Origin of the sequence: Caballeronia sp. LZ032 (assembly GCF_031451315.1) — a bacterium.
GTDB lineage: Bacteria > Pseudomonadota > Gammaproteobacteria > Burkholderiales > Burkholderiaceae > Caballeronia.
This window is the reverse complement of the sequence record NZ_JARUXP010000004.1, coordinates 360049-377964: the sequence shown is the minus strand read 5'-3', so window position 1 is coordinate 377964 and position 17916 is coordinate 360049. Positions and strand designations below refer to the sequence as shown.

16 protein-coding genes are annotated in these 17916 nt (G+C 63.9%); 4 read left to right on the top strand and 12 right to left on the bottom strand.

The window, feature by feature from the left end; all coding sequences use genetic code 11:
• Positions 1 to 5: 5 nt before the first annotated feature.
• On the bottom strand, positions 6 to 374 hold the full coding sequence (locus QCE69_RS29465; protein ID WP_309934491.1) for a nuclear transport factor 2 family protein: 369 nt from the start codon (positions 372 to 374) through the stop codon (positions 6 to 8).
• Positions 375 to 611: 237 nt separating this feature from the next.
• Between QCE69_RS29465 and QCE69_RS29460 the strand changes: the two genes are divergently transcribed.
• Entirely contained in the window at positions 612 to 1775 is a 1164-nt protein-coding gene (locus QCE69_RS29460; protein ID WP_309925804.1) for a porin, read from the top strand.
• A 103-nt stretch (positions 1776 to 1878) separates the two neighbouring features.
• Here QCE69_RS29460 and QCE69_RS29455 read toward each other — a convergent pair whose 3' ends face one another.
• The 7 genes from QCE69_RS29455 to QCE69_RS29425 all read right to left on the bottom strand — a co-directional run bounded on the left by QCE69_RS29455 (position 1879) and on the right by QCE69_RS29425 (position 9048).
• On the bottom strand, positions 1879 to 3282 hold the full coding sequence (locus tag QCE69_RS29455) for a glutamate decarboxylase (RefSeq protein ID WP_309934489.1): 1404 nt from the start codon (positions 3280 to 3282) through the stop codon (positions 1879 to 1881).
• 39 nt (positions 3283 to 3321) lie between these two features.
• Positions 3322 to 4962 carry a bifunctional aspartate transaminase/aspartate 4-decarboxylase gene (locus QCE69_RS29450; RefSeq protein WP_309934487.1) on the bottom strand — a complete coding sequence of 547 codons (1641 nt, stop codon included), beginning with the start codon at positions 4960 to 4962 and terminating at the stop codon, positions 3322 to 3324.
• A 58-nt stretch (positions 4963 to 5020) separates the two neighbouring features.
• The gene (aspT, locus tag QCE69_RS29445) at positions 5021 to 6715 is read right to left on the bottom strand and encodes an aspartate-alanine antiporter (RefSeq protein WP_309925801.1); all 1695 of its coding nucleotides are present in this window, start codon (positions 6713 to 6715) and stop codon (positions 5021 to 5023) included.
• Positions 6598 to 6921, bottom strand: a complete 324-nt coding sequence (locus QCE69_RS29440; RefSeq protein ID WP_309935449.1) for a hypothetical protein — start codon at positions 6919 to 6921, stop codon at positions 6598 to 6600. Before QCE69_RS29440 ends, aspT begins: the two co-directional genes overlap by 118 nt.
• 322 nt (positions 6922 to 7243) lie before the next feature.
• Positions 7244 to 8305, bottom strand: a complete 1062-nt coding sequence (locus tag QCE69_RS29435; protein ID WP_309925799.1) for an alkene reductase — start codon at positions 8303 to 8305, stop codon at positions 7244 to 7246.
• Positions 8306 to 8360: 55 nt separating this feature from the next.
• Positions 8361 to 8654, bottom strand: a complete 294-nt coding sequence (locus QCE69_RS29430) for a metalloregulator ArsR/SmtB family transcription factor (protein ID WP_309819508.1) — start codon at positions 8652 to 8654, stop codon at positions 8361 to 8363.
• Positions 8655 to 8754: 100 nt separating this feature from the next.
• Entirely contained in the window at positions 8755 to 9048 is a 294-nt protein-coding gene (locus tag QCE69_RS29425; protein ID WP_309925797.1) for a hypothetical protein, read from the bottom strand.
• 204 nt (positions 9049 to 9252) lie between these two features.
• Between QCE69_RS29425 and QCE69_RS29420 the strand changes: the two genes are divergently transcribed.
• The 3 genes from QCE69_RS29420 (at position 9253) to QCE69_RS29410 (ending at position 12412) form a co-directional block, all read left to right on the top strand.
• On the top strand, positions 9253 to 9627 hold the full coding sequence (locus QCE69_RS29420; RefSeq protein WP_309934485.1) for a DUF2946 domain-containing protein: 375 nt from the start codon (positions 9253 to 9255) through the stop codon (positions 9625 to 9627).
• A 166-nt stretch (positions 9628 to 9793) separates the two neighbouring features.
• On the top strand, positions 9794 to 11890 hold the full coding sequence (locus QCE69_RS29415; protein ID WP_309934484.1) for a TonB-dependent receptor: 2097 nt from the start codon (positions 9794 to 9796) through the stop codon (positions 11888 to 11890).
• Positions 11891 to 12004: 114 nt separating this feature from the next.
• Positions 12005 to 12412 (top strand): DUF6232 family protein, encoded by a 408-nt coding sequence (locus tag QCE69_RS29410; RefSeq protein WP_309934482.1) that lies wholly within the window; start codon positions 12005 to 12007, stop codon positions 12410 to 12412.
• A gap of 11 nt (positions 12413 to 12423) precedes the next feature.
• Here the strand turns inward: QCE69_RS29410 and QCE69_RS29405 are convergent, their stop codons facing one another.
• The 4 genes from QCE69_RS29405 to phnT all read right to left on the bottom strand — a co-directional run bounded on the left by QCE69_RS29405 (position 12424) and on the right by phnT (position 17915).
• Complete coding sequence (locus QCE69_RS29405) at positions 12424 to 14877, bottom strand: glycogen/starch/alpha-glucan phosphorylase (RefSeq protein ID WP_309925793.1); 2454 nt, start codon at positions 14875 to 14877, stop codon at positions 12424 to 12426.
• A 258-nt stretch (positions 14878 to 15135) separates the two neighbouring features.
• Complete coding sequence (phnV, locus tag QCE69_RS29400) at positions 15136 to 15948, bottom strand: 2-aminoethylphosphonate ABC transport system, membrane component PhnV (RefSeq protein WP_309934480.1); 813 nt, start codon at positions 15946 to 15948, stop codon at positions 15136 to 15138.
• Position 15949: 1 nt separating this feature from the next.
• Positions 15950 to 16876, bottom strand: coding sequence for a 2-aminoethylphosphonate ABC transporter permease subunit (phnU, locus tag QCE69_RS29395; RefSeq protein ID WP_309934478.1), 927 nt, complete (start codon positions 16874 to 16876; stop codon positions 15950 to 15952).
• Positions 16854 to 17915: a 2-aminoethylphosphonate ABC transport system ATP-binding subunit PhnT gene (gene phnT / locus QCE69_RS29390; RefSeq protein ID WP_309934477.1), complete on the bottom strand. Its 1062-nt coding sequence runs from the start codon at positions 17913 to 17915 to the stop codon at positions 16854 to 16856. Before phnT ends, phnU begins: the two co-directional genes overlap by 23 nt.
• Between the last annotated feature and the right edge of the window lies 1 nt (position 17916).

Below are 17916 nucleotides of genomic sequence, written 5' to 3'. Positions count from 1 at the left end.
TTTCTCTAGTAAGGCGCAAGGCCGCATTGCGCGGCCACCACGCGCCAGTTCCCGTTGATCTCGCCCCAGGTTCGCGTGTAGCGCAGGCTGCCCGCGAACGGGGCGCCGCCGAACGTGCCGGTGATCGCCACGCGCGTCACCGTCACCGCGAACGTGCCATACACGCACACCCGCACGTCCTCCGTCTCCAGCTTCTCGATCCGCTGCATCCCATAGCGATGCCCGTTCAGGTCGTCGGCCTTCGTCCACACCTTGCCGGTGGCGTCGACGAAGCTCAGGTCGTCGGCGAGCAGCGCGTCGAGCGCATCCACGTCCGACTTCATCATCGCCTGCTTCAGGCGCGCTTCCAGTGCAAGGATTCCCGTTTCGTCCATGGTGTCGCTCGCTTAGAGAGTGAAGCGTGAGCATCGCATCGCGCCCACTGAACACACAAGCGCAACGATTCCGCCAGTGGTGTTGCCCCTGAGATACACCGAAAGCCGGCTGAAAGCACTGTCACATTTTCTTCTTCAGCGCTCGCTACAGTTGCGCCCGTCGCAATGAACACGTCGTAGAACGCGGATTTGACCGACATCGTCACCACCACCGCGAACCAACTCACGGAGCTTGTTTTGAAGAAGAATCTCTTGGCGACCGCCGCGCTCGCCGCATTTGCCGCCCTCGCCGCCACCTCCGCGCAAGCCCAAAGCAGCGTCACGCTGTACGGCATCATCGACGCCGGTATCAGCTACGCGACCAACGCAGCACGCACCGGCGGCAGCGACTCGCTCGTCAAGTACGACGACGGCGTGGCGCAAGGCAGCCGTTGGGGCCTGAAGGGCTCCGAAGACCTCGGTGGCGGCCTGAAGGCGATCTTCACGCTGGAAAACGGCTTCAACAGCGGCACCGGCGCACTGGGCCAGGGCGGGGCTGAATTCGGCCGTCAGGCATTCGTCGGTATTTCGAAGAACGACGTCGGCGCGCTGACCTTCGGTCGTCAATATTCATTCTCGACCGACTATCTCGGCGGCGCGTACTCGATCGGCGGCCAGACCGTCGCGGGCAACTACGCTTACCACATCAACGACGTCGACCAGCTGACCTCGAGCCGCATCAACAACTCGGTCAAGTTCAGCAGCGCCAGCTTCTACGGCGTGACGTTCGGCGCCATGTACGGCTTCTCGAACGCGGCTGGCGCCTTCGCCGGCTCGCCGACGGTCGGCACGACGGCCGGTTCGTCGCGCGCCTACAGCTTCGGCCTGAACTACAAGGCGGGCCCGCTTGGCATCGGCGCGGCTTACACTGACATCCACTACCCGGGCTCGTCCACGCCGACATTCTCGACCAACATCGCGAACATCACGCAAGCCAACATCAAGGACCTGCGCACGTTCGGCGTCGGCGCGAACTACGCGCTGGGCGCAGCGACGATCTTCGGCCTGTGGACCAACACGCGCTTCGAACCGGTTACCGGCGCGAGCTCGAAGTTCAACGCGTTCGACATCGGCGGCAAGTACGCCTTCACGTCGGCGCTGACGGCTGGCCTCGGCTACTCGTACATGAACCTGACGGACAACGCCAAGGGCCACTGGCACCAGTTCGACGCGTCGGTCGACTACGCGCTGTCGAAGCGTACCGATGTCTACGTGCTCGGCATCTACCAGAAGGCTTCGGGCCGCAACGGCACGAACGACGTGCAGGCGCAGATCGGTTCGGCGACCAGCTACTTCGGTACGTCGGGTCTGGGCGAAGACGACCAGCTCGCGTTCCGCGTCGGCATCCGCCACAAGTTCTAAGCATCGCTGCGATGCCAGGCGTCCTGTCGAAGGACGTCTGCTGAACGAAACGGGCCGCCCTTGGGCGGCCCGTTTTTTTCACACGCTCACACGCTCACGCGGCTCAGCATTTCGCCACGGCGACCTTGTGAGGATCGGCGTGAGCGTGCAGTGCCGGAGCGGTGGCCGTGCCGCCGTGCTCGTCGAGGTACGCGCAGGCGGAGACGATGTCGCGCGCCAGCGACATTGCGACAGTGTGGTTGATGTGTGGACGCACCACCACGCGCAGGCTCCTCACTTCCTCGGCGTTGGGCGGCATCGAATACGCCGACAGCACCCAGCCTTTCTCGCGCACCTTGTTCGACACGTCGAACTCATTGAATTTCTTCACCTTGGGATCGAGCGTGACGGCGACGACAGGAATGCGCTGCGTCTCGTTCATGATGGTGAAGTAGCCGCTCTTGACCAGTTCGTCGCGCAGCCTGACCGCATTGGCGAGCGTGTGCGTCATGATGCGCTTGTAGCCATCGAAGCCAAGACGCAGAAACTGGTAGTACTGCACCGCGATCGGCGCCGCGTTGCGGCTGAAGTTGAGGGTCGCGGTAGGCATTTCACCGCCAAGATAGTTGACGTAGAAGATCAGGTCTTCATTGAAGACCTTGCGCTCGCGGAACACCACCCAGCCGAGTCCTGGCGGCGTGAGCCCGAACTTGTGCCCGGACGCGTTGATCGACTGCACGCGCGGCAGACGGAAATCCCACGCGTAGTCCGGATAGAGAAAGGGATTGACGAAGCCGCCCGAGGCGCCGTCGATATGCATCGGAATCGAGATGCCGGTCTTCTGTTCGTACGCGTCGAGCCAGTCGTGGATTGCCTGGATGTCGTCGTCCTCGCCGGTGAACGTCTGTCCGGCGATCGCGACCACCGCGATGGTGTTCTCGTCGACGTACTTGTCCAGCTGATCCGCCGTCAGCCGATAGTTGCCCGGCTCGAGCGGCACGATGCGCGGCTCGACGTCGAAGTAGCGCAGGAATTTCTTCCAGACGATCTGCACATTGCCGCCGGTCACCATGTTCGGTCGCGATGCGTCCTTGCCGGCCTTCTCGCGCGCCTGCCGCCAGTTCCACTTGTGCGCCAGTCCCGCCAGCATGCACGCCTCGGAGGAGCCGATAGTCGCCGCACCGTAGGGCTCCACGTCTTGCGGACCGTTCCAGAGCTCGTGCAGCCAGCGGACCATGCGCCTCTCCATCGCGAAGAGTTGCGGATACATGTCATGGTCGATGTAGTTCTTGTACATGTTGCGCCGCGCGGTCTCCACCGCCTCGGGTTCCGCAAAGGTCGTGACGAACGACGACATGTTCAGCATGGGGTTGGTGTCGGTCCACTCGTCGCTCCAGACCAGCGCGTCCGCGGCGCGCGCCGAAATGCCGTGTCGCGGGAAGGCGTTCTCCGGCACTTCGAGATTGAATTCGTCGTACATCGTGACTTTTTCAGGCGGCGTGCCGTCCGGGTTCGTTGCAGGATTCATTGCCTTGCATCCTCTGCAAATAAGGATTGAGAATTTCGATTACTTCGCTGTTTTGCCGCCTTCCTTCCTGAAGCGCTCGACGTATCGATCCATCAGCTTGCGAATCGCGCGGCCGATCAGCATGTAGTCGCTCTCGTTGAGATTGGCGAGCGACACGCGGCCCGAAGGATGCGGCGTCCCGAAGCCGCGTCCCGGCAGCAGAACGACGCGCGCTTCCTTTGCAAGCTCGAAGAGCATTTCGGAGGGCTGCACGCTCTTGAGCACCCAGTCGACGAATTCCTTGCCATACGCGCGCCCACCCATGTATTCGAGATCGAGGATCGTGTAGTAGTCGACCTGGTTCTCGTCCTCCGCTTCCTGGGCCACACCGATCTCGCGATAGAGCGCCGCCTTGCGGCCACGGATCAGACGCTTCAGCGCGTTCTTGTAGGCATCGGGCGTGTCCATCAGCGAGAACAGGGAGAACAGCACCATCTGCACCTGTTGCGGCGTGGAGAGGCCGGCTGTGTGATTCAGCGCGACGGTCCGGCTGTCCGCCACCAGACGGTCGATGAATTTGAGCTTGTCGGGCTCGGTCGTGATCGATTCGTAACGTTCGTGCAGGATCGCCCGCGCATCTTTCGGCAAGGCAGCGATCTGCTCGTCCAGCACGTTGTCACGGTGCGTCGCGATCGTGCCGAGGCGCCAGCCGGTCGCGCCGAAGTACTTCGAGTACGAATAGACCAGGATGGTGTTTTTCGGGCACAGCGCGAAGAGCGACACGAAGTCGTCGGCGAAGGTGCCGTAGACATCGTCGGTGAGCAGAATCAGATCAGGCCGCTCCTTCACGATTTCGGCGATGTACTCCAAGCTCGCCTCATCCATCTTCACCGACGGCGGGTTGCTCGGATTGACGAGAAAGAACGCCTTCACCTTCTTGTCACGTAACTTGTCGAGCTCGCTTTTCGAGTACTGCCAGCGGTTCTTCACGTCGGCATCGCAGTTGATGACGTTCAGCTTGTAGTCGTTCAGGCGCGGAATTTCGATGTACGGCGTGAAGATCGGCCGGCCGAGCGCGATGGTGTCGCCCGCCTTGATGAGGAAATTCTCGCGCATCGTGTTGAAGATGTAGGTCATCGCCGCGGTGCCGCCTTCCACCGCGAAGACGTCGAATTCGCCGACGAACGGATGCTTGCCGATCATCTCGCGCCGCAGATACTGCGCGACGATGCGCTCCGACAGCGCCAGCATGCGATCCGGCACGGGATAGTTGCAGGCGAGAATGCCTTCGCACATCTCATACAGGAAATCAGCCGCGTTCAGGCCGAGCTGGTCGCGAACGTAGGACACGGCGCCCGCCAGGAAGCTGATGCCGGGCGTGCCATGAAACTCGCGCGCAAAAATTTCGAAGCGCTCCTCGATGCCTTCCCGCTTTGGAAATCCGCCGACGCCTTCCGGCATATAGGCAAACGAACGCTCCGACTCCCGCATCGCGAAGAGGCCCAGTTGCCAGAAGCCATGGCGCGGAATCGTCGCAAGAAAATTCGGGTTACCGCGGCCCGCGTTGAGCATCGCGAGATTCGCGGGCCGCTCGACCGCGCTGCCGCCCGCGGCCTTGATGAGCTCGTCCTTGAGTTCGAACGGGCTGAGCGCTGCCATCGCAGCACGATCGTCGCGAGCCGGCTTTGAAGACTTGGCCATCCAACACCCCCAGAAAAAGAAATCAACTCGATGACACTTGAAAAGACATGCGGCACGCTCACGAAAGCAGCATGACGATCACCATCCCCCAGATGGTCAGCAGCGTATTGCCCACCGCGTAGGTGACCGTGTAGCCGAGGCCCGGCACCTGGCTTTTCGCGGCATCGCAGATCATGCCGAGCGCGGCCGTCGTGGTCCGCGCGCCCGCGCAGATGCCGAGCAGGATCGCCGGATGAAACCTGAAGACGTATTTCGCGATGTACATGCCGAGAATGAGCGGCACCGACGACGCGAAGATGCCCCACAGAAAGAGGCTCACGCCGAGCTTCTCGAGCCCCGCGACAAAGCCCGGACCAGCGGTGATGCCCACCACTGCGATGAACACGTTCAGGCCGACCGAATTCATGAACCACAGTGTCGGAGACGGAATCCGTCCGAAGGTCGGGTGAATCGCGCGGAGCCAGCCGAAGAGAATCCCCGCGATCAGCGCGCCGCCCGCGGTCGACAGCGTGAGCGGAACGCCGCCCGCGTGAATGACGACCGCACCGATCAGCGCGCCAAGCGTGATCGCCAGGCCGGTAAACGCCATGTCGGCGACATCGCTCGGGCGGTCGATCACGCCGGCCGCCTTGGCGACCGCCGTGGTGTCCTGCGTGCGCCCTACCACCGTCACGGTGTCGCCACGATGCAATTTCGTGTTCGCCAGGACCGGAATGAGCGTCTCGGTCGCACCGCGTTTGATCCTGCGGATGAACACGCCGCGCGCGCCTGGCAGATGCGCCAGCTCGCCGAGCGTCTTGCCTTCCACCGCCTTGTTCGTCACGAAGATATCGACGCCTTCGACCGGCACGGCGAGCAATTCTGCGTCGTCGACTTCTGTCGCCACGCCGCCGCCGAGAATCTCGACCAGCTGATCGCGCCTCCCGACCACGGCGACCACGTCGCCGGCCTGCAGTACGTCGTCGATCTTCGCTTCCTGGATCTGCCCGCCGCGCCGGATCCGCTCGATGAAGAGCCGGGCGCCCGCGGGCTCCAGCGCTTCCGCCTGTGCGACCGTCAGACCCGCGACACGGCCATGGGCCTGCACGCGATAGGCGCGCAACGTGAACTGATGCCAGCCCGAGCCGTCGCCGCCCAGTTCCGTGCCGCCGCCGAGTTGCTTCTCGTACTCCTTGCACGCCGCAACCAGATCGATCCCGAGAAGCCGTGGACCGAGCATCGCCAGGATCAGCGCCGAGCCGATCGTGCCGTAGATGTAGGTCACGGCGTAGGCAGTCGGCATGGCGTCGAGCATCGCCTTGGCCTGCTCGGGCGGCAGGCCAAGGCGATTGATTGCGTCTGTCGCGAGGCCCATGGAAGCCGAGATGGTCTGCGAGCCTGCGAACAGCCCCGCCGCCGAGCCGATGTCATAACCGGCGATCTTCGCGGCGACCCACGGCGCGGCCAGGCACAACGCGCATTGAATGACGGCGAACAACGCCTGCGGCAACCCGTCCTTCGCGATGCCGCGCACGAACTGCGGCCCGACGCCATAGCCGACGGCGAACAGGAACATCAGGAAGAAGACGGACTTGACGTTGGGCGAGATGGTGATGCCGAGCTGGCCTACGGCGATGGCGGCAAGCAGGGTCGCGGTCACTGCGCCGAGACTGAACCCCTTGAAGCTTTTTCCGCCGACCCAGTAGCCAACGCCCAACGAGAGAAATACGGCGATTTCAGGATAACTACGCAGTGTTGCAGTAAGCCATGACATAAGCGTTCCTTGTCAAGTCGAAGCTGCTTTGCCGTTTTTTTGACCAAGAACGGCAGAAAATCAGCACGATCATTTGAATCGCCTGAATCATATTGAGGATGTTCAAACCGTCCACTCGAAATGAAGCGCAGCTTGACCGACGACAACACACGCACAATTCGACGCAATTTTTTCTGCGTCTTGCCGGGCGTATGTGAATCGTTCATAGCCTGGGACTGCGCCCGGCACGGATTCATCTCGACGGCTCACCAATACACCAATTTTCGAAATTGTCCCTAACAAGTCCGCAATTTTTTGTGAGCGGCAATTGCCCGGCGGTCGTCAGGGTCGAAGTTCGTCGATGAGCGCTTTGAGGGCGCTTGGAGGGCGCTTCGGTTGAGGCAACTTACGGAGGGAGAGACGCGGACGCTGATGCGCGCGCAGAGAGGGGCCGAATGGCGGGGAGAGTGAAACTGGCTTGCGCCCGATGCGCGAGGATTGACGAACGACGGCGCGCGCCGTCGTTCTCCTCTTTTTCAATGCGTGGTTTTATTCCGCCGTTTCGAGCAGCGGATAGTCCGTGTAGCCCTTCGCACCGGGCGCGTAGAACGTCGAGGTGTCCCAGTCGTTCAGCGCGGCGTCCTGCTCAAAGCGGCGCACCAGATCCGCGTTCGCGATGAACGTCTTGCCCCAGGCGACGGCATCGGCATCGCCGCGCGCGATGATCGCTTCGGCGCTCGCCTTCGAGAACCCTTCGTTCACGATATACACGCCACCAAAGGCCTTTTTCAGTTGCGGCCCGAGGCTGTCGCCCGCTTCATGCTCACGCGCCGCGATGAACGCAATCTTGCGACGGCCGAGTTCGTGCGCCACATAACCGAAGGTGGCTGCACGGTCGCTGTCGCCCATCGTGTGCGAATCCGCGCGCGGTGCCAGATGCACGCCCACGCGGTCCGCACCCCATACGTCGATACATTCGTCGACCACTTCGAGCAGCAGGCGCGCACGGTTTTCAATCGCGCCGCCGTAGGCATCGGTACGCTTGTTGGTGCTGTCCTGCAGGAACTGGTCGAGCAGATAGCCGTTCGCGCCATGCACTTCGACGCCGTCGAAACCGGCGCGCTTCGCATTCTCCGCGCCCTTGCGGAATGCAGCGACCACGCCGGCAATTTCATCCAGCTCGAGCGCGCGCGGCGTCACGAACGGACGCTGCGGACGCACGAGACTCACATGTCCGCCCGCCGCGATGGCGCTCGGCGCCACGGGCAGCTCGCCGTCGAGGAACACGGGGTCCGAGATGCGGCCCACATGCCACAGTTGCAGCATGATCTTGCCGCCGGCATCGTGAACGGCCTTCGTCACGAGCTTCCAGCCTTCCACCTGCTCATCCGACCAGATGCCCGGCGTGTCGGCATAGCCGACGCCCTGCGGCGTCACCGAGGTGGCCTCGCTGAGAATCAGGCCGGCCGATGCGCGGTCCGCATAGTACTGCGCCATCAGCGCGTTCGGCACACGCTCGACACCGGCACGCTGACGCGTGAGCGGGGCCATGATGATGCGGTTCTTGAGCGTAAGTGCGCCTACCTTGAGCGGATCGAAGAGAGTCGTCATGTAATGGCATCCTAAATAAGTTTGAAGCTGGACTGCGCCGGGCGAAACACCTTGCTCAGAGCTTCGCGAGGGAATCGCGGAACGCCTGGATCACCGCTTCGTCGCGCTTGAAGAACACCCATTGTCCAACGCGCTTCGTGGTGACGAGTCCGGCCTTTTGCAAAACAGAGAGATGCGCCGAAACGGTGGACTGCGACATGTCGCAGCGCCCATCGATCTGGCCCGCGCATACGCCGTGCAGATGCGGCAGTTCCTGATCAGGGAAATGCAGTTCCGGCTCCTTCAACCACTCGAGAATCTCGCGGCGAAGGGGGTTGGCGAGGGCCTTGTGAATTGCGTCGATGTCCATTTCGGTGCTCTTGCGTCTGACGAAACGGATGCAAAGGCTCCCGAAATCGTCTTGCGTCGAAGTTTATATCGGGAATTTACGATATGCAAGTGCCGACGCATCACCGGTCCGCAATCTCTGGCGTGGAGGCGGCGCCAGCAGGGGTCGAATGGCAGGCCGAGAACGGCACGACCCAGCCGCCGGAACGCATCGTGCCTTCGACGAAGGCGTCCTGGGCGAAGCGCCCCTTGAGGATGGTGCCGTCGGGGCGCGTTTCGACGCCCTGACCGTCGGCCTTGCCGTTCACGACCTGTCCGACGTAGCGGCCGCCGTCCGCGCGTGTGAGGGTGTCGGCGGCGGCATGCCGGGCCATGCATGCCATGGCCAGGCACAACGAAACCGTGCGCACGTTCATGCGACCTCCCGTGCCGTGAGCTTCCTGCGAACACGCTGCCACAGCGAGCCAGGCGCCTCGGTGCGCTGTGCCGCACATGCAATGGCATGCACCGTTTCACGCACCGTATTTATTCCGGGAATTCCGGGCAATTTGTTCTGTAATACCACGTAGCCGATGGCATAATCGCCGCCGTCACGATTTCCGTCCTTACATCTGATCACGATGCGCCGTCGCCTTCATCAACGAACGGGTTCACTGCTGGCGCTATTCGCCATGCTGCTGATCACGTTCGCCCCGGCGATCTCGCAGTTGCTCGCGGCGCATGCGCGTACCGCCGACTTCACTGCGGAACTGTGCTCGGCGCACGCGACACCCGCGGACGAACATCGCAACTCCGATGCCCCCGCGCACCTCGGCGGCCAGGCCTGCGGCTACTGTCATGTCTTCGCGCACGCGCCTGTCTTGCCGGCCGTACGGCTGGCGTTCGCGCTGGATATTCCTGCGCGGCAATCCGTCGCGCCCACGCCTGCGCGCGACACGCGGCGCGTCACGCACTTCTCCCCGGCGCAACCACGCGCCCCGCCCGTTCTGATCTGACCTCGTTCCCATGACGCGATGCCTTGCCGGCATCGAACGGTTTCGCACGCCTGTGCGCGTGCGCGATCTTTCACGACCGATATCAGAGAAGAACCATGCACCTGTGCCCGATCCCTTGCGGCAGCGAGCCGACCTCGCCTGCTTCCACGCTCGTGGAGGCGAAACAATGAAATACGCCCTCGCCAGAAGAAGCGCCTTCGCTACCGGCGTGAGCCTGCTGTTTGCCTCGCGCGCGTTTGCCCAGACGACGCCTGAGCCCGCCGCCACGCTCCCCGCCGTGATCGTGCAGGGACAGCCCGATCAGTCGCTCACGTCGCAGAGCGTCGCCCAGGAGAAACGCAAGCTCTTCGAGACGGTCGGCTCGGTCGGTTTCGTCGACGGCGACGACTTCCAGAACACCTACGCCTTCACCCTGCGCGATGTGCTCAAGAACGTTCCCGGCGTGTTCGTGCAGAACCGCTATGGCCAGGAACTGCGGCTGTCGATCCGCGGCTCGGGCATCGCGCGCAGCTATCACACGCGCGGACTCGAAATCCTCCAGGACGGCATTCCGACCAACCTCGCCGACGGCAGCGGCGACTACTATCAGATCGACCCCATCGCGCTGCAATCCGTCGATGTCTACAAGGGCGGCAACGGCCTCGCGTACGGCTCGTCGATGCAGGGCGGCGCGATCGACTTCATTACGCCGACCGCCCGCACCGCCGAAGCGCCGAACATCCTTCGCCTCGAGGGCGGCAGCTACGGCACGGTGCGCAGCAGTGCGCAGTTCTCGCGCGTGCTGGGGCCGCTGGATTTCATCGGCACGTTTTCGGTGAATCATGCGGATGGCTATCGCGATCACGAACGCGGGCAGTACGAGCAGTTCAACGCGAACATCGGCTACCGCTTTTCGCCGGAAGTGGAAACGCGCTTCTATCTCGGCGTCTATGTCGTGGATCAGGAACTGCCGGGCACGCTCTCGCTCAGCGACGCCCTGAACAATCCCACCAAAGCGGCGCCGAGCGCGCTGTCCGGCGATCAGGCACGCGACACGCGCACCGAACGCATCGCCAACAAGACGAGCGTGAAGCTCGATGTCGGCCAGCTCGACGTCGTCACCTGGGCGATACACAAGAGTCTCTATCACCCGATCTTCCAGGTAATCGATCAGGACGGCTGGACCTACGGCATCGCGCCGCGCTACACGGCGACGCTCAATCTGGGCGGCATGCGCAACGACGTGATCGCGGGCGCGCGCTTCTTCGGCGGCAATACGCAGGCGCGGCAGTACGTCAATGTCTCGGGCAACGAAGGCACGCAGACGCTCGATTCCACGCAAAGCGCCTATAACTACGAAGCCTACGTGGAAGACCGCCTGTTCTTCCTGCCGACTGTCGCGCTGATGGCGGGCTTCAAGGCGTTGCGCGATGTGCGCCAGTATGTCGACCATGGCGGACTCGCCGCCGACCCGACCTACAAGTCGACCAGCGAAACCTTCAGCGGCGTGAATCCGAAACTCGGACTGCTGTGGCAGCCCAGCCGCGAAATCCAGGCGTACGTGGACGTCACGCGCAGCCAGGACGTGCCCGACTTCAGCGACCTGACGCAGACCTTCTCGAACACGACGCAATTCACGCCGCTGAGCGCGCAACATGCGTGGACGCTGGAACTCGGCACGCGCGGCACGCGCGATCGTGTGAGCTGGGACCTGACGGCATATCGCTCGATCGTGCGCGATCAGTTGCTGCAATACACGACGAGCCCCGACATCCCCGCCTCCACCTTCAATGCGAACAAGACCGTGCTGCAAGGTGTAGAAGCGGGCATTTCAGTGGACGTGCTGCGCAATCTGACGAGCCGCGGCGCGGGCGACAAGGTGACGCTCTCCGGCGTGTGGAACCTGAGCGACTTCCGCTTCAAGGACGATCCGGTGTACGGCAACAACCGCATTGCGGGCGTGCCGGTGAACGTGATGCGCGCGGTGCTCGGCTACTCGCGGCCCAACGGGTTTCATATTTCGGCATCGGTGGACTGGGTGCCGGCAGGCGCCTGGGCCGACGATGCCAACACGCTGCGCGTGCCCGGCTACACCTTGCTCGGCCTCCAGGCGGGCATGGACTTCAAAAACGGGCTGTCGGTCTTCCTGGACGCGCGCAACCTGACCAACAAGCGCTATGTCAGCGACATCAGCACGGTCGCCGACGCCCGCACGGCATCGACCGCGATCTTCTATCCGGGCGAGGGACGCAGCGTCTTCGCGGGTGTCCGCTACGCCTTCTAGGCTGCCTCACGTGGCGGATCCGGCGGCCCGTGTCGATACGGCACACGCCGCCGGACCGCGCGGTCTGGTAACCTGCCCGGTTTCACCGGTCGTCGGAACCTCTACGCAACGCTTATGGATACTCCCTTCAACGAACGCGGCGTCACGTTGTCGCGCGCGGGCCTGTCGGCCTCGGGCCAGATGATCCCGCTGCGCGAACTGCGCGCGGCGCGCGTCGTCATGATTCCGCGCCAGAAGCCGCTGCCGATCCTTTTCGCGCTGATCGGGCTCGTGGTGCTGGGCGCGGGCATCTTCACCGGCTCGGGCGCGGCGCTCGTGCTCGGCATCATGATCGTCGTGGTCGGCTACCTGACCTGGATCACGCAGGACGTCATCTATCAACTGATGGTGGCCACGCCCGACGGCGAACGCGAAGTGCTCATCACGAAGGATCAGGACTTCGCGGACAAGGTGGCCGCGCTGGTCGCCGAGGCGGTCGCGAAGCATGCGGCGAACTCTGCGGCAGTCAAGCCGCAGGGCTGATCGTCACGGAGTCAGGTGATCTGCAACGGCTCGACATGCCAGATATCGCGGGCATACTCCGCGATCGTGCGGTCCGACGAGAAAATGCCCATGCCGGCCACGTTCTCGATGGCGCTCCGGGTCCACGCGTCCCTGTCGCGGAACTTGAGATCGACTTCGGTCTGGGTCTTGTCGAAGCTGTCGAAGTCGGCGAGCACCATGTAGTGATCGCCCCAGTCCACCAGCGTGTGGAAGATGTCGTAGAAGCGGTGCGGCTCTTCCGGCGAGAAATGCCCGAGGCGGATCTGGTCGAGCGCCACCTTCAGCTCCGGGTTCTCTTCATAGATCTGCCGCGGCCGATACCCCGCCGCGCGCAAGGACTCGATCTCGTCGGTCGTGTTGCCGAAGATGAAGATGTTCTCGCGCCCCACCGCATCGCAGATCTCGATGTTCGCGCCATCCAGCGTGCCGATGGTCAGCGCGCCGTTCAGCGCGAGCTTCATGTTGCCGGTGCCCGATGCTTCGGTGCCGGCCATCGAGATCTGTTCGGAGAGATCCGCTGCCGGAATGATCAGCTCCGCGACGCTCACGCCATAGTTCGGGATGAAGCCCACTTTCAGGCGATCGCCGATCAGCGGGTCCGCGTTGATCTTCTTCGCGACGTCGTTGATGAGCTTGATGATGTTCTTCGCCATCTTGTACGCCGACGCCGCCTTCCCCGCGAACATCACCACGCGCGGCGTCCAGTCCTTCTCCGGATTCTCGCGAATGCGGTTGTAGCGCACGATCACGTACAGGATGTTGAGCAGCTGCCGCTTGTACTCGTGGATCCGCTTCACCTGGAGGTCGAACAGCGCCTCGGGATTGATGATCGCGTTGGCGTCGCGTTTCGCGCGTTCGACGAGCCGCAGCTTGCTCGCGAACTTCGCGTCATGAAACGCCTTGCGGAATTCGGGATCGTCGCGCCATTCGCGCAGCCGGCCGAGTTCGAAGAGATCGGTGCGCCAGCGCGGCCCGAGGCGCTTGTCGATCAGGCTGGACAGCGACGGACTCGCCTGCGCCAGCCAGCGGCGCGGCGTGACGCCGTTCGTCACGTTGGTGAAGCGCTCCGGATACATGCGCGCGAAGTCGGAGAAGATGTTCTGCACCATCAGTTGCGAGTGCAGCTTCGAGACGCCGTTCACCTTGTGACTTGCGACGATCGCCAGATGCGCCATGCGCACGCGGCGCTGACCGTATTCATCGACGAGCGAGATGCGGCGGATCAACTCCACGTCACGGCCGAACTTCTCGGTGACCTGCTTCAGGAACTGCGCGTTGATCTCGAAGATGATTTCCAGATGCCTGGGCAGCAGCCGCGCGAGCATCTCGACATCCCACGTCTCGAGCGCTTCCGGCATCAACGTGTGATTCGTGTATGAGAACATCTGCTGGATCAGCTTCCACGCCTTGTCCCATGGCAGATGATGACGGTCCACCAGCAGGCGCATCAGTTCGGGAATCGCCAGCACCGGGTGGGTGTCGTTCAGATGCACCGCCACCTTCTCGGCGAGCCGCCCGAAGTGCGTATGCGTGCGCTGATAGCGGCGGATCAGATCCTGCATCGTCGCGGAGACGAAGAAGTATTCCTGGCGCAGACGCAGTTCGCGGCCGGCTTGCGTCGAATCATCCGGATACAGCAGCCGCGACACGTGTTCGGACGTGTTCTTCGCTTCCACCGCGCGGCGATAGTCGCCCTGGTTGAAGGCGGAGAGATCGAACTCGTCGGTCGCGCGCGCGGACCACAGGCGTAACGTGTTGGTCGCCGTGGTGGCGAAGCCGGGGATGACCGTGTCGTAGGCCATCGCGTTGACGTGCTCGGTATCGATCCAGTCGGTGCGGTCCTCGTGCTGCACAGTACGCCCGCCGAAGTGCACGGTGTACACGACCTCGGGACGCGGAAACTCCCACGGATTGCCCGCGCGCAGCCAGTAGTCGGGCATTTCAACCTGATTGCCGTCGACGATGGTCTGGCGGAACATCCCGTATTCGTAACGGATGCCATAGCCGAAACCGGGCACGCCGACCGTTGCCATCGAGTCGAGGAAGCAGGCAGCGAGACGGCCCAGGCCGCCGTTGCCGAGCGCGGCATCGGGTTCGAGATCTTCCAGCGCGGAGAGATCGACGCCGAGGCCGGCGAGCGCATCGCGCACCTCGTCGTGAATGCCGAGCGCGAGCAGCGCATTGGTGAAGGTCCGGCCGATGAGGAACTCCATCGACAGGTAATAGACGCGTTTCACGTCCTGTTCATATTGCAGACGAGTGGTGCGCATCCAGCGCGCCACGAGGCGGTCCCGCACCGCCAGTTCGACGGCATGCAGCCAGTCGCGCGGCTGCGCGGTGACCGCATCCTTGCCTACGCCGTACATCAGGCGGTTCGAGATGGAGCGCCTGAGCGCATCGACAGTACTATTGAGCTGGTCGAATTCCAGGTCGACGGATGTCATCGAAACCTCCGGTTATTGCGTCATATGCAGCGACCGCGAAAGCGCATCCGGAGTTCACCGACTGGACGCATTTACCGGCCATCGCTCCGTTCCGCGCGGGTGCGGTCGCGCCTGAACGTGCAGGTTACGCCAGTTTTATTGTTTTTGGTATGACGGCTCGTGCACCGCAATGAGGCCCGGGAATTGCTGACCGGCGCCCTCGCCCTGCTCGGCGCGAGGGAAATATTTACTTCGCCATCCGTATGATTGGCATGCTTCTCAACGGCGCGGGGTCCGTGCGGCGATCAGCAGCAGCGCGGCAAGCGAGATGCCCAGCAGGATCAGCGATAGCGCCGACGCCGGCAGATAGTAGCCGCGGTTGACCTGCCCCACGACAACGATAGGCACCGTCGCGAAGCCCGGCGGATATACCGTGAGCGTCGCGCCCAGTTCGCCGAGCGACAGCGCGAAGCCCAGCGCCAGGCTGGCGCGGATCGCCGGCACGAGTTGCGGCAGCACGACCCGCAACAGCACCATGCGCGGCGGCGCGCCGAGACTCGCGGCCGCCTCGCGCAGCGTCGTCAGCTCGGGGCGCAGTGCCGCCGCGGCGCAGCGGTAGCAGAACGGCAGCACCAGCGCGAGCTGCACCAGCACGACGATGGCCGCCGAACCGGAGAGATCGAGCGGACGCTTGTGATACGCGATCAGCACCGCGAGACCAAGCACGATGCTCGGCACGCCGCTGCCCATCATCGCGACGGCATCGACGAGCGCGCCGAGGCCGCGCCGGTCGCGTCCTTCCAGAGCAAGCGCGAGCCAGAGCCCCAGCGCGGTGCCGAGCACCGCCACGCCGACACCGACTTCGAGGCTCGTGATGACGGCGTCGAAGTCGCTGGATGAGAGGCGCGCGAACCAGCGCGTGCTGTAGCCGTCGGGCAGGATCGTGCCGGACCAGTGCGACGCGACGCTCGACAGCGCGACCACGCCCACCGGCAGCACGAACAGCCAGAAGCACAGCAGCGCGACGCATCCCGTCGCGATGAAACTCAGGACGGCGCCGGGCCTGAAGCGCGAAGCAAGGGCAAGCTGCATGTCAACGTCCTTTCGAGCGGCGTTCCGCGCGCCGGTAGAGCGCATGCAGCGACAGCGACATCAGCAGCATCACGACCGCGCCGGCGGCCGCGCTGGGCAGGTCGAGATCGACGGTCGCGGCGCTGTAGATGGCGATCGGCAAGGTAACCAGATGCGCGCTGCCGAGCACGAGCAGAATGCCGAACTCGTTCAGCGTCAGCAGGAAACACAGCACCGTGCCCGCCGCGATGCCCGGCCACGCGAGCGGCAGCACGACCTTCAGCGCGACCATCCAGCCATTCGCACCGAGGCTCCGTGCCGCTTCGACGAGACGCAGATCGAGCGTCGCATAGGACGCGAGCGTCGGACGCACGACGAACGGCGCATAGAACACCACTTCCGCCAGGATCACGCCGCCGATGCCGAACAGGAAGTCGAGCGGCGTGGCATCGAGCGAAAAGAGCCGTTGCAGGCCGATGCTCACCGAACCCTGCGAGCCATACAGAAAGATCAGCGTGAAGGCCACGAGAAACGAAGGAAACGCGACAAACAATTCCAGGAAGCGCGTCAGCAGCCGCGCGCCCGCGAACGGCCTGAAGAACAGCATCGAGGCGAGCCCGACACCGAGCACTGAAGCAATGCTCGCACTCGCGAACAAGATCCCAAGCGTCGTGCCGATCATGCCGCGCGTTTCGGGATTGCCGAAGAACGCCGTATAGGCATGCAGCGTGAAGCCTTGCGGTCCGCTTACGCTCAGCATCGCGAGACGCGCGAGCGGATAGACCACGAGCGGCCCGAGCACGACCACGAGAATGAACAACAGATGCCACTGTGCGCGCCGCGCGCGGCGTTTCGCGGCGGCGGCATGCGCGGCGAACTGCGCGGACAGTTCGGCGTCGCCGGGGGGCTCGTCGCGCGCGACGCTGTCAGGGACGAACAAGGACGACATCGTCAGCCTCGAAACTCAAAGAGACGCGCGCGCCCTGCTCCGGCGCACGGGCGTGGCCGCGCTGCATCGCGACGAGCACCGGCTCGCCGGGCAACGCATCGAGCGCGACCGAGATGGACAACGCGGCGCCATACCATTCGACGGACGCAATCGTGCCATGCAGGCGGCCTTCGCCCAGCGGCACGATCCTGAAGCTTTCCGGACGGATGCACGCCAGCCGCTCACGCTCCTCATGGCGCGCATTCCCAAGCGGATACACCACGCGCGGCGGCAGCAGGTTCGCCGCGCCGAGATAGCGCGCGACGTAGGCATCGTTCGGCGCGTCATACAGTTCGCGCGGCGCGCCCAGTTGCGCGATGCGTCCATCGCGCATCAACAGCGTGCGGTCAGAGAGCACGAGCGCGTCGTCCTGATCGTGGGTCACGCAGACGATCGTCAGGTTCGGCAGGCGTTCATGCAGCGCCTTCAGTTCGCTGCGCACGGACGCGCGCAGGTTGGCATCGAGTGCGGACAGCGGCTCGTCGAGCAACAGCACGTCCGGCTCGATGACCAGCGCACGCGCCAGCGCCACGCGCTGCTGCATGCCGCCCGACAATTGCGCGGGCATCACATGGCCGGCATCGGACAGTTGCACGAGCTTGAGCGCATCGGCGACGCGGCGCGCGATCTCGCCGCCCGCCAGCCGGCGCGCGCGCAGGCCGAAGGCGACGTTGTCGAACACCGAGAGATGCGGAAACAGCGCATAGCTCTGGAACAGCAAGCCAAGATTGCGCCGATGCGGCGGCGCGTGCGTCAGGTCGCGGCCGGCGATCGACAGCCGGCCGGCGAGCGCATCGGCGGCGACGAAGCCCGCGATGAAGCGCAACAGCGTGGTCTTGCCGCAGCCGCTCTTGCCGAGCACCGTCAGGAACTCGCCGCGTTCGATATGCAGCGAGAGATCGTCCAGCACGGTGCGCGCACCGAAGCGCACCGTGAGCCGGTCGATCTGCACGCCGGGCGTCGCATCGACGCCCGCTGTGTGGCTGGGAATCGCGTTCACG